Here is a 13586-nt window from a genome sequence, read left to right as displayed (position 1 = left end):
GACCGGCGTTCGCCAACGCCGCACGGATCACCCGCTGCTGAGCGGGCCCACTCGGCGCCGTCAACCCATTCGACGCACCATCCTGATTCACCGCCGAACCACGCAACACCGCCAACACCCGACGCCCGTTACGCCGCGCATCCGACAACCGCTCCAGCAGAAGAACACCGACACCCTCCCCCCAACCCGTCCCATCCGCCGCGGCCGCGAACGACTTGCACCGACCGTCCCCGGCGAGACCGCCCTGGCGCGAGATCTCCGTGAAGATGTCGGCGGTGGACATGACGGTGACGCCGCCGGCTAACGCGAGCGTGGACTCACCGTTGCGGAGTGACTGCGCCGCCAGGTGCATCGCCACCAGCGACGACGAACACGCCGTGTCCACCGTCACCGCCGGCCCCTCGAAACCGAACGTGAACGCGACCCGGCCCGAGGCCACGCTGCCGGCCACACCGAGTCCGCCATGCCCGCTCACGTTGGCGGGCACGTCGCGCAGCCATGACCCGTAGTCGTGGGACATGAGACCGGCGAACACGCCCGTCCGGCTGCCCTTCAGCGAAGCCGGATCGATCCCCGCCCGCTCCACCACCTCCCACGACGCCTCCAGCAGCAACCGCTGCTGCGGATCCATCGCCAACGCCTCACGCGGCGACACACCGAAGAAACCCGCGTCGAAATCGGCCGCACCGGCCAGGAACGCACCGAGCCTCGCGTAGCCGTCACCGTCCGCCCCCGAAACGGGGCTCGTGTCCCAGCCGCGGTCGAGCGGGAACGCGGTCATGGCGTCCACGCCGTCCTCGACGAGCTGCCAGAACAGCTCGGGCGAATCCACTCCGCCGGGGAAGCGGCAGCTCATCGCGATGATCGCGATGGGCTCGTCCGATGTGGTCCGCCTCGCGGGCACGCCGGCCCCGGCACGACCGGGCTCGACCAACGTGGCCAGCAGGTGGTTGGCGAGCGCGAGAGGCGTCGGGTGGTCGAACACGAGAGTCGCGGGCAGGCGGAGTCCCGTACTGCCATCGAGCCTGTTGCGCAGTTCCAGCGCGGTGAGCGAGTCAAAACCGATCTCGTCGAACGAGCGCTCGACGTCGACCAGGTCCGGACCGTGTCCCAGCACCGCGGCGACGTGAGAGGACACGAGCTCGCGCACGATCCGGCGCCGATCGGCCGCCGCCGAGGCGAGCAGGCGACCGGTCAGCGCCCGGCCGGCGGCTCCCGGCTCGACGTCCACCGCGGCACGCCTGACAGGAACCCTCACCAGGTCCCGCAGCAGTGCCGGCAGAGCACCGACCCGGGCCCGCGCGCGCAGCACCGTGTGGTCGAGACGCATCGGCACCAGGACGGGGTCGCCGGCGGTGGTGGCGGCGTCGAACAGCGCGGCCCCTTCGTCCGCCGAGAGCGGTACCAGTCCGCTGTCGCTCAACCGGGCGCGGTCGTTCGTGCCGAGCGCCTCGGCCATTCCCGCCGACTGCCACGGCCCCCAGGCAAGCGACATGGCGCGGTGGCCACGTACTCGCCGCTGTTGTGCAAGTGCGTCGAGGAAGGCGTTCGCTGCGGCATAACCGGCCTGCCCGGGGCTGCCGAGTACGCCCGCTGCGGAGGAGAACAGGATGAACGCGGACAGATCCTGGTCCCGGGTGAGCTCGTCCAGGTGCACCGCGCCATCGATCTTCGGGCTCAGCACCCGGTCGAGGCGCTCCACCGTCATGGCCTCGACGACACCGTCGTCCAGCGTGCCGGCGAGGTGCAGAACCGCGGTCAACGGACGCGTCGCCGGCACGCCGGCCAGCGCCCGGGCCAATGCGGCCCGGTCCGCCACGTCGCACGCGGCGAGCTGGACCGTCGCGCCCGCGGCACGCAGTTCGGCCGCCAGTTCGGCGGCGCCCGGGGCGTCCGCTCCGCGCCTGCTCACCAGCAGCAGGCTCCGGACCCCGTGTGCGGCGACCAGGTGGCGTGCCGCCAGGCGCCCGAGCGCGCCCGTCGCCCCGGTGATCAGCACCGTGCCCCCGGGGTCCAGCACCGGTGGTTCGCCGCCGGACCGGTCGGCTCGCGCAAGCCTGGGTGCGTGCACGCGGCCCGCCCGGATCGCCAGCCGGGGCTCGTCGATGGTCAGTGCCACCGGCAGCGCACGGAGGGATTCCCGGTCGTCGTCGATGTCGACGAGGGTGACGCGCCCCGGGTGCTCGGCCTGCGCCGTCCGCACGAGCCCGGCCACCGCCGCCTGCACCGGATCCGTGTCGCCGTCGACGCCGGTCACCCACTCGGCGCGCCTGGTCAGCAGCACCAGGCGAGCGTCCCCGGGCCGGTCGTGCGCCAGCCAGGTCCTGACCAGCTCCAGCGCTTCCGCGACGGCCTCCCGTGCCATGCGCGGCAGGTCGCCGGACGTCCGGGACCGCGGGCGAACCACCACGACCGCCGGAACGTGCCCGTCAACGGTGACCGAACCCAGGTCCGGGTACTGCTCGACAGGTACTCCGGCCGTGTCGAACAGGGCGGCGACCTCCGCGTCGACGGTGATCGTCCGGCATGCCGGTGCCGCTGCCAGGAGCGACACCACGGGCCACGTCACCCGGTACAGCGATCGGCTCGCGGCAGCGGCCGTGGTGCCCACCTGCTCCGCCGTCATCTCGCGCAGCGCCAGCGAGTCGACGACCACCACCGGGTGCCCGGTGGCGTCGGCCGCCACAACGGACACCGTGTCCGTACCCACCCCCGAGATGCGGACACGGAGCACGGTGGCGCCGCTGCCGTGCAGTGCCACCCCGGTCCACGCGAAAGGCACCCGGCCCGTCCGCGTCCGTGGTACGTCCACCGCCATGACGTGCAGTGCCGCATCGAGAAGTGCCGGGTGCAGCGCGAACCCGCCCGCCTGGCCGGCCGGCGGTCCGGACAGGCTCACCTCGGCGAACAACGTGTCCCCGGACCGCCAGGCCGCCCGCAGACCGCGGAACGCCGGCCCGTAGTGGAAGCCGGCTTCGGACATACCGGCATAGAGGTCCACGGGATCGAAGTCAATGGGGTCGGCGCCGCGCGGCGGCCATTCGGTGAGCTCGACCGGTGGCGACACCGGCCCCGTGGCGAGCAGGCCGCCCACATGCCGCGTCCAGGGCTGGTCTCCGCCGTCCTCGGACCGGGAGTGGACGGTGAACGCACGGCGGCCGGCCGCATCGGCCGGCTCCACCAAGAGCCGGACCTGCACATCGCCCTGCCGCGGCAGGACGAGGGGCGCTTCCTGGGTGAGTTCCTCGATCACCTGGCAGCCGGTCTCGTCGGCGGCTCGCAGGGCCATCTCCACGAACGCGGTGCCGGGCACGACCACGGCACTGTGGACGGCGTGGTCGGCGAGCCACGCGTGGCCGCCCAGGGAGATCCGGCCGGTGAACACCTGCCCGCCGGAGCCCGGCGTGGACATCGCGGCGGCCAGCAGCGGGTGGTCGACGGGATCGAGCCCCAGTCCGGCCGCGTCGTGTGCGGCGTCCGGGGCGGGCATGAGCCAGTACCGTTGCCGTTGGAACGGGTAGGTGGGCAGGTCCACCCGCCGCGGGGCGCTTTCCCCGTAGACCGCGTTCCAGTCCACGGCGGTGCCGGCGGCGTGCAACCGCGCCAACGCCGTCAGCGCCGTTGCCGGCTCGGGCTCACCACTCCGCAGCAGCGGCACCGCCACCACGGCACGTTCCGACTCCGCACACACCTCTGCCACCATGGGCGTCAGCACACCGTCGGGCCCAAGCTCGACGAACCGGTCGACACCCCGGTCGGCGAGCGTGCTCACCGCGTCGGCGAACCGCACCGCCTCACGCACGTTCCGCACCCAGTGGTCCGGATCAGCCAACTCATCGGCACCGGCGACGCGCCCCGTCACCGTCGACACGACGGGGATCGCTCCCCGGCCGAACGCCACCCCCTCGACCACACGCCGGTACGCGGGCAGCATCGCGTCCATACCGGCCGAGTGGAACGCGTGCCCCACGCGCAGACGCCGCACGCGGTGCCCCTGCCCGGCACAGAACTCCCCCACCCGATCGACGGCGTCGGCGTCTCCCGACACCACCACGGACGACGGTCCGTTCACCGCCGCCACCTCAGCAGGCAGTGCGAGCTCCATCAGAGCCCTCCGCACCACGTCCTCGCCGGCCGAGACGGCGAGCATCCCCCCGCCACCGCACAGCTCCCGCATCAGGCGACCTCGTGCCGCGACCAACTCCACCGCGTCCGGCAGGGACAGCACTCCGGAGACACAGCCGGCCACCACCTCGCCGATGGAGTGACCCGCCACGAAGGCCGGCACCACGCCCCAGGAATGCACCAACCGGAACAACCCCACGCCCAAGGCGAAAGCACCGGCCTGGGCGTAGTCGGTCCGTTCGATCAGCCGCGCCGCCGGCGAGTCCGGCCTGGCGAACACCACGTCGCCCAGCGGCTGGTCGAGCCACTGGCCGAACATCCCGCACACCTCGTCGAACGCCTCCGCGAACACCGGAAAGTGGGCGTGCAGCTGCGCGCCTGAACCGCCCAGCCGTACCCCTTGGCCGGGGAAGAGAACGGCGCACTTGCCGTCCCGGACGGTCTCCCGCACCGTCGCCGGGGTGGTCTCGCCGGCCGCGAGCGCCGTGAGTCCCGCGAGCAGTTGGCTACGGTCGGCGGCCATGACGACGGCCCGGTGGGTCAATGCCGATCTGGTCGTCGCGGTGGAGAAACCCACGTCGGCGACGCGGAGGCCGGGGCGGGCCGCCACGTGGGTGCGGAGCAACTCGGCATGGGCGCGGAGCCCGCGTTCGCCGGTGGCCGATAACACCACGGGCAGCACCACGTCCGAACCGCTCCGCCTCCGTTCGGTGTCCTCGGCTTCCAGGGGGGACTCCTCGGCTGCCGGGTCTGCCGCTTCGATGATCACATGTGCGTTGGTGCCACTGATGCCGAACGAGGACACCCCGGCCCGCCGCGGCCGCCCCGTCTCCGGCCAGTCCTGTCCCTCGGTCAGCAGTTCCACCGCACCCGCCGACCAGTCCACGTGCGGACTCGGCTCGTCCACATGCAACGTCCTGGGCAACCGGCCATGCCGAAGCGCCATCACCATCTTGATCACACCGGCCACACCCGCCGCCGCCTGCGTATGACCGATGTTCGACTTCACCGACCCCAACCACAACGGCCGATCCACCGGCCGACCCTGACCATAGGTCGCCAGCAACGCCTGCGCCTCGATCGGATCACCCAACGTCGTACCGGTGCCATGCGCCTCCACCACATCCACATCGGCCACACCAAGACCCGCACCCGCCAACGCCTGCCGGATCACCCGCCGCTGCGCCGACCCGTTCGGCGCCGTCAACCCGTTGGAGGCGCCGTCCTGATTCACCGCCGAACCACGAACCACCGCCAGCACCCGACGCCCATTACGCCGCGCATCCGACAACCGCTCCAACAGCACAACACCGACACCCTCCCCCCAACCCGTCCCATCCGCCGCGGCCGCGAACGACTTGCACCGACCGTCGGGAGCCAGACCGCGCTGCCGGGACAGCTCCACGAAGGTCGCCGGTGTGGACATCACGGTCACGCCACCGGCCAGCGCGAGGGTGCATTCACCTTTCCGCAGCGACTGCGCCGCGAGATGCAACGCCACCAACGACGACGAACACGCCGTGTCCACCGTCACCGCCGGCCCCTCGAAACCGAACGTGAACGCGACCCGGCCCGACACCACGCTGCCGGCCACTCCGGTGCTGAGATACCCCTCGACCTCCGGGGGAACCGAGTCGAGCCGCGTGGCGTAGTCGTGGTACATCAGCCCGGCGAACACGCCGGTCCGGCTGCCCCGCAGCGAAGCGGCGTCGATGCCAGCCCGCTCCACCACCTCCCACGACACCTCCAACAGCAACCGCTGCTGCGGGTCCATCGCAAGCGCCTCGCGTGGCGAGACACCGAACAGCTCAGCGTCAAAATCCGCGGCGTCGTAGAGGAAACCCCCTTCGCGCACATAGGAGGTGCCGGGCCGGGCCGGATCCGGGTCGTAGAGCGACTCGACCGGCCAGTCACGGTCGGCCGGAAATGCGGAGATCGCGTCCGCGCCGTCGGTGACGAGGTCCCACAACGACTCGGGAGAGGTGACACCGCCCGGATAACGGCACGCCATGCCGATGACGGCGATGGGCTCGTCGGCCGCGGCCTCGAGGCTGCGAATCCGCCGGTGCGCCTGGCGCAGGTCGGTCGTCACGCGGCGGAGGTACTCGACAAGCTCGGACTCGATCGCCATGTTCTCCCGCTCCGAAGGTGGTACTTGCTAAACGAATTTCAACTCGATGCCGAGAGCGTGGATCACACCGCCGACCTGCTCGAAGTCCGCCGCGGTGAGCACCGGCAGGATGGGGAAGGGGAACTTGAACATGGCGACCGGTGAGGAGACCCCGAGCACGATGGCCAACTCGACGCCGTGTCCGGCCAGCCCCTTGGTGACGTTCGACATGTAGGTCGTGCGAACGGTGTTGAGCAGGAAGTCCGACCGCACGTCCTCCGCCGTGACGAGCCTGCGGCCGTCCAGCGCGGAGTAGAGCGCCACCTCGGGATCCCGGAACGTCATCTCGTTGATGAAGGGTTCCCTCAAGTCGTAGAGGAACTGCTCCAGCGGACTGTGCGCGCCGCCGAGGGAGGTGATGACGTTCACCTGGCCCTCCGGTTCCGCCGCCGCCAGCTCCCGGAGGGCGTCCAGGTACCCGGAGAACATGTACATCGTCCGGCCGCCGTCGATGAACTCGCCGATCTCGGCGGCGAGGTACACATCCCGCCGGTGGTCGCCGACGTAGCGCTCGAGGTCGTCCGGTCCGGACAGGGCCGCGACGGCGACGGCCCTCGCCGGCTCACCCTCGGGCGCCAGCGGGAGGGATGTCCTGTGCCGCAGCAGTTCCAGCAGTTCCCTGCGTCCGATCGCCCCCGCCAGGGACGCACCGATCATCAGGCCGATGCTCGACCCGGCGATCGCGTCCGGGCGGATGCCCATGTCCGTCAGGACGTCGGCGATGCCGATCGAGTAGGCGGCCTGTCGGATCTCCGCGACGAACCGCACGTCCGAGTCGCATCGCGAATCGTCGGAGTAGAAGTACCCGGAGAAGTCCTCGGTCAGCAGCCGGTCGACACCGATGCCTGTCCAGTCAACGACCTGGTCGATCCAGTCACGCATGGCGGGGTAGCGCTCGTACAGCTCGAGCCCGGGTGCCTCGGGTGCCATCCCGCCACTGAACGTGTAGCCGATGGTCATATGTTCTCCTTCTGATCGGTGGTGCTCCGCAACGCCCGCACCGGGCAGATGTCGATCGCCTCGCGGGCCTCGGCTTCGTGCTCGGGCCCGGGTTCGGCCTGGATCAGGACGACCCGCCCATCGTCGCCCTGGTCGAAGACGAAAGGCGCGATCTGCGCGCAGTTGCCGGAGCCGGTGCACCGGTCCCGGTCGGCGTAAAGCCGCACGGCCGACCGACTCACCAGGTCACCGGCAGGTCGTGGATCTCGGTCAGGATCGAGTCGGTCGCGGAGATCTCGGCGGCCGGCACCGCGAACCTCAGGCCCGGGATGCGGGTGATGAGGGTCTGGTACGCGATGCCGAGCTCGACGCGCATCATGTTGCCACCGAGGCACTGGTGGATGCCGTGCCCGAAGGCCAGGTGCATGCGGGCGGGCCGGGTCAGGTCGAGGCGCGCGGGTTCCGGGAACACCTCCGGGTCATGGTTGGCCGCGCCGTTCGGGACGATCACCCCCTCACCCGCACGGATGAGCCGCCCGCCGATCTCGACGTCGGTGACGGCCACCCTGAGCGCGGAGAGGTCCGAGACGCTCACGTACCGGAGCAGTTCCTCGACCGCGTTGGGCATCATGGCGGGGTCGGCCCGCACGGCGTCGAGCTGGTCGGGGTGTTCGAGCAGCAGCAGGACACCGAGCGAAATCATGTTGGCGGCCGGGTTGTATCCAGCACCGATAACGACGAACGTGAGGGTGACCAGCTCGTCCGGCGTCAGCGCGCCCGTCGCCACGTGCCTGGCGACGATCCGGCTCAACACGTCGTCAGCCGGCTCGCGCTGCTTCTCCGCCACCAGCTCGGTCAGCCGGTCCTTGAACGCGACGATGCGGGCGCCGACCGACGCGAGATCACCCGCACGGGCCAGCGCGCGGGTAGCGGACATGAGTTGCTCGATCTCGTTCGGCGGGACGCCGAGCAGGTTGCCGACGATGCTGCCGGCGAGCGGGAAGGAGTAGGACTCCGCCAGGTTCACCGGCCCACCGGCGGCCAGCATGACGTCGACCAGTTCGTCGGCCGTCCGCCGCACCTGGTCCCGCAGCGAGTTCATCCGCTTGGCGGTGAACTCGCTGACGACCATCCGGCGCAGCCGAGTGTGCTCCGGCGGGTCGAGCGTCACCAGTGTCTTGATGTGCCGGCGTATTTCCAGTTCCGCGCCGAACACCGGGTATCCGGGGTGGGAAATATCGGAGCTGAACCGCTCGTCACCGAGCACCGCACGGATGTCCGCATACCTGGTCACCACCCACGCTGGATTTCGGTTGTACAACCGGACGCGTACCGGCGCGCCGGTCGAGCGCATCTTCGCGTACTCGATCGGCGGCCGGAAGGGCTCGGTCCGCCGAATCGGGAAATCGAGGTCCTCCACCACGCCGGTCATTTTCTCCTCCAAGTTCCCGTCACGCCTGCCCAAATACGAAATGAAGTCCAGAAAGGGCTACGAAACCATTGCGCGGAACTTCTCCAGGCTGGCGTCGAGCTGGGTCCTGGCGGCCTTGTCGATCATGTCGCCGATCGGTCCGGCCACCGGGCCGCCTGTGAACTCCAGCTCGAGCGTGAACTCGGTGGTCGCACCGACGTCCGCCAACGAGCAGCCGAACCGGGCCTGCACCCCCATCGGACCACTACCGGTCAGCTCCAGCCGGGTGTCCTGCGTGACCTCCGCCACCGTCCAGGTGATCGTGGCGGGCGGACCGAGCAGCACGACGTCCTGCTGGAACGACTCCCCCGCCACCGGACGGGCCGGGTGTTCGCCGACCCACTGCTTGTGGATCGCGAGCCATTCGGGAAAGCGCGTGAAGTCCGTCACCGCCTGCCACACGGCAGGCGCGCCGGCCGCCAGATCGATCGTGCGGGTCGCAATTCCCATAACAGCACCTCACAAAGGTTCAGCCAGGTTCGACGCCGCCACGATACCCGGACGAATGCGGCCGGAAAAGACTTGGCGAGTATCGCGAACGGCTTGCAAGAATATTGCAAGGATGGCGGCAAGGTTCCCCTGGTAGGGTGATATTTCACGAACATCTAATGTCGCCAAAGCACGCGTGACAGCCATTTCGGCTGCGGTCGCGTCTGTTTCCGGAAACACACAGGTTCGGCAGGAATCGAGATTCTGATGACTGTGCCGCAAGATGTCGACGCCGTGGTCCAGGAGTGCCTGGCACAAGATCTCGACGCCTGGACGCGCCGGATCGTCCGGCGTCACTTCGACCCCGACACCGGCAGCCGTTACTGGCTGCGGAAGGCCGCCGAGCTCCCCTTCGACCCCAGGGACATCACCCGCCATGACGAGCTACTGGCGTTCGACCCCTTCCCGATCGACGAGCTGCGCTCGATGGACCCGGCCGACCTGGTGCCGATGGCGGTCCCGCGACCGCTGACCGGCCGGGTGTTCGAGTCCGGTGGGACGACCGGCACCCCGTGCCGCGTGTACTACACCGAGACCATGCTCAGGGTGCGTGGCGCATGGCGGCTGTGGGCCATCTGCCGAGGTGGTTTCCAACCGGACCGGAACTGGCTCCAGGCCATGCCGAGCGGGCCGCACCTCATCGGCCACAACGGCTGGGACTACCTGACCAGCCGGTACGGAGCCCGGGTCTACGGCATCGACTTCGACCCGCGCTGGGTCAAGCGCCAGTTGCGGGGCGGCCGGTTGCGCGAGGCCCAGGAGTACAGCGACCACGTGGTGGACCAGGCCATCGACCTCATGAGCACCCAGCCGATCGACTACCTGGCCACCACGCCCGCATTGATGAAGGTGTTCGTCCGGCGCGCACCGGAACTGCTCGCCAAGGTCGGTGGCGTGGTGATGAGCGGGACGCACACGACGCCGGCCATGTGGCGCAGCTTCAAGAAGTCCGTCGACGACCGCCCGGTGACGATCATGTACGGCAACACGTTCGGTCCGACCTCGCTGCCACTCGTGCAGGACGACGGTGACCTGATGGCACACCTGCCGAACTACCCCCAGATCACGATGGCGGTGGTGGACCGGCAGGACTGGCGGAGGACCGTCGAGGTCGGCGAGTCCGGCCAGGTGCGGCTGACCGTCCTGCAGGAGGACCTCCTGCTGCCGAACGTCCTCGAGCGTGACCTGGCGATCCGGTACCGGCCCGATTTGGACTGGCCGTGTGACGGCGTGGCCAACGTCCGCCCCCTGCTGGATGTCCGGGCGGCGCCGGAAGGCATCTACTGAGCGGCTTTCCCGGAGTCTTGTCCGATCATGGTGGTGGGAACGTGGTGCCCCGGTGAGAATCGTTGACCTGTTGTGCGTGCCGGTGTTGGCCGGCTACTTCACCGACGACCAGACCGCGATTCGAGCGGGTGCGCGACAGGACGGGTTCTGTTATCTCGGCCGGCCGGTCACGGCAGGATTCGACCGCATCCGCGAGCCGGGGCGCGCGGTGTCGGTGCTGCTCGTGCTCGACGACGGGTTCGCGGCGACCGGTGACTGCGCCTCCGTCCAGTACGCGAGCGTCGCGGGTCGCGACGAACCCTTGGCCACCGATGCCCTGAACGACCTGATCAACACGCACATCGCCCCGGTGCTCGTCGGTACCGCGCCGGATCGCTTCCGCGATGCGGCCGAGCACATCGACGGACTGCTCGTGGACGGTCGTCCGCTGCACACGGCCGTGCGGTACGGGGTGACCCAGGCGCTGCTGGCGGCAGTCGCCCACCGGCGCGGAGTGACCATGGCCGAGGTCGTCCGCGACGAGTACGGGACGAACGTGGAGATCGCGCCGGTAGCGATGTTCGCGCAGTCGGGCGATGATCGTTACCTGAGCGTGGACAGGATGATCCTCAAGGAAGCCGGCGTCCTCCCCCACGGTCTCATCAACAACGTGGCGGAGAAGATGGGCGCGAACGGCGAGATCTTCCGCGAGTACGTGCGCTGGGTGCGTGCTCGGGTGACGCGGATGCGTGCCCGGCCGGACTACCGGCCCGTACTGCACTTCGACACCTATGGCACCGTCGGTCTCGCCTTCGGCAACGACCTCACCCGGGTCGCCGGCTACCTCACGGATCTCGGCCGCATCGCCGCACCGTTCCAGTTGCGGATCGAGCAGCCGGTGGACGCGGGCAACCAGGACGACCAGATCGAGATGCTGGCCACGCTGCGGTCGATGCTGCGGGAGCGCGGCTGCACGGTGCAGCTCGTCGCCGACGAGTGGTGCAACACGCTGGCTGACATCCGACGGTTCGTCGCCGCCGGCGCCGCGGACGTGATCCACGTGAAGGCCCCGGATCTGGGCGGTGTCAACAACACCGTGGAGGCGCTGCTGCATGTCCGGGAGGCCGGGTTGGTCGCGTACTGCGGCGGTACCTGCAACGAGACCGACGAGTCGGCCAAGGTTTGCGCCAACGTGGCGATGGCGTGCGGCGCCGACCAGGTGCTCGCACGTCCCGGCATGGGCGTGGACGAGGCGATGATGATCGTCGGCAACGAGATGGCGCGAGTGGCGAGCCTGGTCCGCTCGCGGACCAGGCTCGCGGCGTTCCCCTCGCCGGCCACCAGCCGGACCGGATCGAGGGCGGCGATGGTCACGTCCGCGGGCGGACCGCTCGGACCGACGCGGTTGCACGTCATCGTCAGCAGCACCCAGTCCGATTCGCACACCTGGAACCTGGTCTTCCTCCAGTTGCTGATCGAGGAGCTGGGACACCGGGTGGTCAACCTCGGTTGCTGCGTACCTGACGACCTGCTCGTCACCGAGTGCCTGCGGCGGCAGCCCGACGTGGTCGTGCTCAGCACGGTGAACGGCCACGGGTGGATCGACGGGAAGCGAGTGGTGCGGAGGCTGCGGGAACAACCGGAGCTGGCCGGCCTGCGCATGGTGATCGGCGGCAAGCTGGGTATCGCCCAGCACGGCGACCGGCGCACGACCGATACGCTGCTGGCCGCCGGGTTCGACGCGGTCTTCGAGGACGGCGTCGAGATCGACTCCTTCCGGTCGTACCTCCACTCCCTGGCAGCCGTGACGTCATGACCACCGACAGGCGGCAGGAGCACCCGTCACCGGTTCCGGCGGACCGTCCCCTTCCGGGCTCGTTCGGCGAGTTCGTCAACGCCGCGTCGCGGTCCGGTGATCTCGTGGTCCAGCCCAGGATGGGGCTCGCGGACCTCCGGGGGATGCGGGAAGGGCTCGTCGCCACGATGCGGGCCGCCGCCACCACGGTCGGCACGATCACCTTGGACAGCTTCACCAGGATCGGCGACCACGACGAAGCCAGGCGTGCGCTCGCGGAGGGGACCGGGCTCAACGGGTACCCGATCGTCGCGCACGGTCCCGACGTCACCCGCGCGATGCTCGACGGTGTCGCGGGCGCGGACTTCCCCGTCCAGGTGCGGCACGGCTCGTCCCAGCCACAGGACATCTTCCGGGCGCTGGTGCGGAGCGGACTCACCGCCACCGAGGGCGGCCCGGTCTCCTACTGCCTGCCGTACAGTCGCACCCCCCTGCGCGAATCCGTGGACAACTGGGCACGGTGCCTGGAATGGTTCGCGCGTCTGCGGGAGCTGGGTGCCGCGCCGCACGTCGAGACCTTCGGCGGCTGCCTGCTCGGCCAGCTCTGCCCACCCAGCCTGCTCATTGCGACCAGCGTCCTGGAGGCGTTGTTCTTCCGCCAACACGGCCTGCGCAGTATCTCCTTGAGCTACGCGCAGCAGACCAACGCGGCCCAGGACGAAGAGGCGCTGGTTGTGCTGCGCCGAATCGCGGGCGAGCTCCTTTCCGACGTCGACTGGCACGTCGTCGTCTACACGTACATGGGGGTGTATCCGCGCTCGCCGGGCGGTTCGGCGCTCCTGCTGGCCGAAGCCGCGAAACTCGCCGTGCGCACGGGCTCGGAGAGGCTGATCGTCAAGACCGCGGCAGAGGCGTACCGCATCCCCACGATCACGGAGAACGTCGCCGCACTGGAATGGGCGGCGAAGGCCGCGCTCGACGAGGAGGAGACCGCCGAGGGCGGGACACCGGACACCGGGCTCTACGCCGAGGCACGGATGCACATCGATACCGTGCTCGACCTGCACCCGGACATCGGCCGTGCGCTCGTCAACGCTTTCGCGTCAGGTCTGCTGGACGTGCCGTTCTGCCTGCACCCCGACAATCGCGGTGCTGCGCGCAGCTACGTTGACTCGGACGGCCGACTGCGCTGGTCGCTCGTGGGGGCCATGCCGATCGCGCACATCGCACAGCCGTCGCGGTCCGAGCACTCCTCGTCGTCCGAGCTGCTCACCTCGTTGTCCTACGTGGCGCGGAGGTTCGACCGGGCGGCCTCGCCGAACGCGTGATCC

At 69.9% G+C, this 13586-nt stretch carries 8 protein-coding genes; 3 read left to right on the top strand and 5 right to left on the bottom strand.

Features of this window, described 5'->3' with window-relative positions; translation table 11 throughout:
* The 5 genes from ACFO60_RS38560 to ACFO60_RS38540 all read right to left on the bottom strand — a co-directional run.
* A partial coding sequence (locus tag ACFO60_RS38560; protein ID WP_380851678.1) for an SDR family NAD(P)-dependent oxidoreductase occupies positions 1-6256 on the bottom strand: 6256 nt, incomplete at its 3' end.
* A gap of 27 nt (positions 6257-6283) precedes the next feature.
* Entirely contained in the window at positions 6284-7255 is a 972-nt protein-coding gene (locus tag ACFO60_RS38555) for a hypothetical protein (protein ID WP_380851675.1), read from the bottom strand.
* Positions 7252-7476 (bottom strand): ferredoxin, encoded by a 225-nt coding sequence (locus tag ACFO60_RS38550; RefSeq protein ID WP_380851672.1) that lies wholly within the window; start codon positions 7474-7476, stop codon positions 7252-7254. Before ACFO60_RS38550 ends, ACFO60_RS38555 begins: the two co-directional genes overlap by 4 nt.
* Positions 7473-8666 carry a cytochrome P450 gene (locus ACFO60_RS38545; RefSeq protein ID WP_380851669.1) on the bottom strand — a complete coding sequence of 398 codons (1194 nt, stop codon included), beginning with the start codon at positions 8664-8666 and terminating at the stop codon, positions 7473-7475. Before ACFO60_RS38545 ends, ACFO60_RS38550 begins: the two co-directional genes overlap by 4 nt.
* A 57-nt stretch (positions 8667-8723) precedes the next feature.
* Complete coding sequence (locus ACFO60_RS38540) at positions 8724-9155, bottom strand: type II toxin-antitoxin system Rv0910 family toxin (RefSeq protein ID WP_380851666.1); 432 nt, start codon at positions 9153-9155, stop codon at positions 8724-8726.
* Positions 9156-9401: 246 nt separating this feature from the next.
* Between ACFO60_RS38540 and ACFO60_RS38535 the strand changes: the two genes are divergently transcribed.
* Genes ACFO60_RS38535 through ACFO60_RS38525 form a run of 3 tightly spaced genes read left to right on the top strand, consistent with a single transcriptional unit; the run spans position 9402 to position 13583 of the window.
* Positions 9402-10481 carry an acyl-CoA synthetase family protein gene (locus ACFO60_RS38535; RefSeq protein WP_380851664.1) on the top strand — a complete coding sequence of 360 codons (1080 nt, stop codon included), beginning with the start codon at positions 9402-9404 and terminating at the stop codon, positions 10479-10481.
* A 52-nt stretch (positions 10482-10533) separates the two neighbouring features.
* Positions 10534-12276, top strand: a complete 1743-nt coding sequence (locus tag ACFO60_RS38530) for a methylaspartate ammonia-lyase (protein WP_380851661.1) — start codon at positions 10534-10536, stop codon at positions 12274-12276.
* Positions 12273-13583, top strand: coding sequence for a methylaspartate mutase (locus ACFO60_RS38525; RefSeq protein WP_380851658.1), 1311 nt, complete (start codon positions 12273-12275; stop codon positions 13581-13583). Before ACFO60_RS38530 ends, ACFO60_RS38525 begins: the two co-directional genes overlap by 4 nt.
* Positions 13584-13586 lie beyond the last annotated feature (3 nt).

The organism is Sphaerisporangium dianthi (assembly GCF_042654065.1).
GTDB lineage: Bacteria > Actinomycetota > Actinomycetes > Streptosporangiales > Streptosporangiaceae > Sphaerisporangium > Sphaerisporangium dianthi.
This window is presented reverse-complemented; position numbering and strand designations above follow the sequence as displayed.

Bases quoted from the DNA above. Each gene is read 5' to 3' on its own strand.
- ACFO60_RS38555 (WP_380851675.1), bottom strand. From the start codon at position 7,255: ATGACCATCGGCTACACGTTCAGTGGCGGGATGGCACCCGAGGCACCC.
- ACFO60_RS38545 (WP_380851669.1), bottom strand. From the start codon at position 8,666: ATGACCGGCGTGGTGGAGGACCTCGATTTCCCGATTCGGCGGACCGAG.
- ACFO60_RS38540 (WP_380851666.1), bottom strand. From the start codon at position 9,155: ATGGGAATTGCGACCCGCACGATCGATCTGGCGGCCGGCGCGCCTGCC.
- ACFO60_RS38535 (WP_380851664.1), top strand. From the start codon at position 9,402: ATGACTGTGCCGCAAGATGTCGACGCCGTGGTCCAGGAGTGCCTGGCA.
- ACFO60_RS38525 (WP_380851658.1), top strand. From the start codon at position 12,273: ATGACCACCGACAGGCGGCAGGAGCACCCGTCACCGGTTCCGGCGGAC.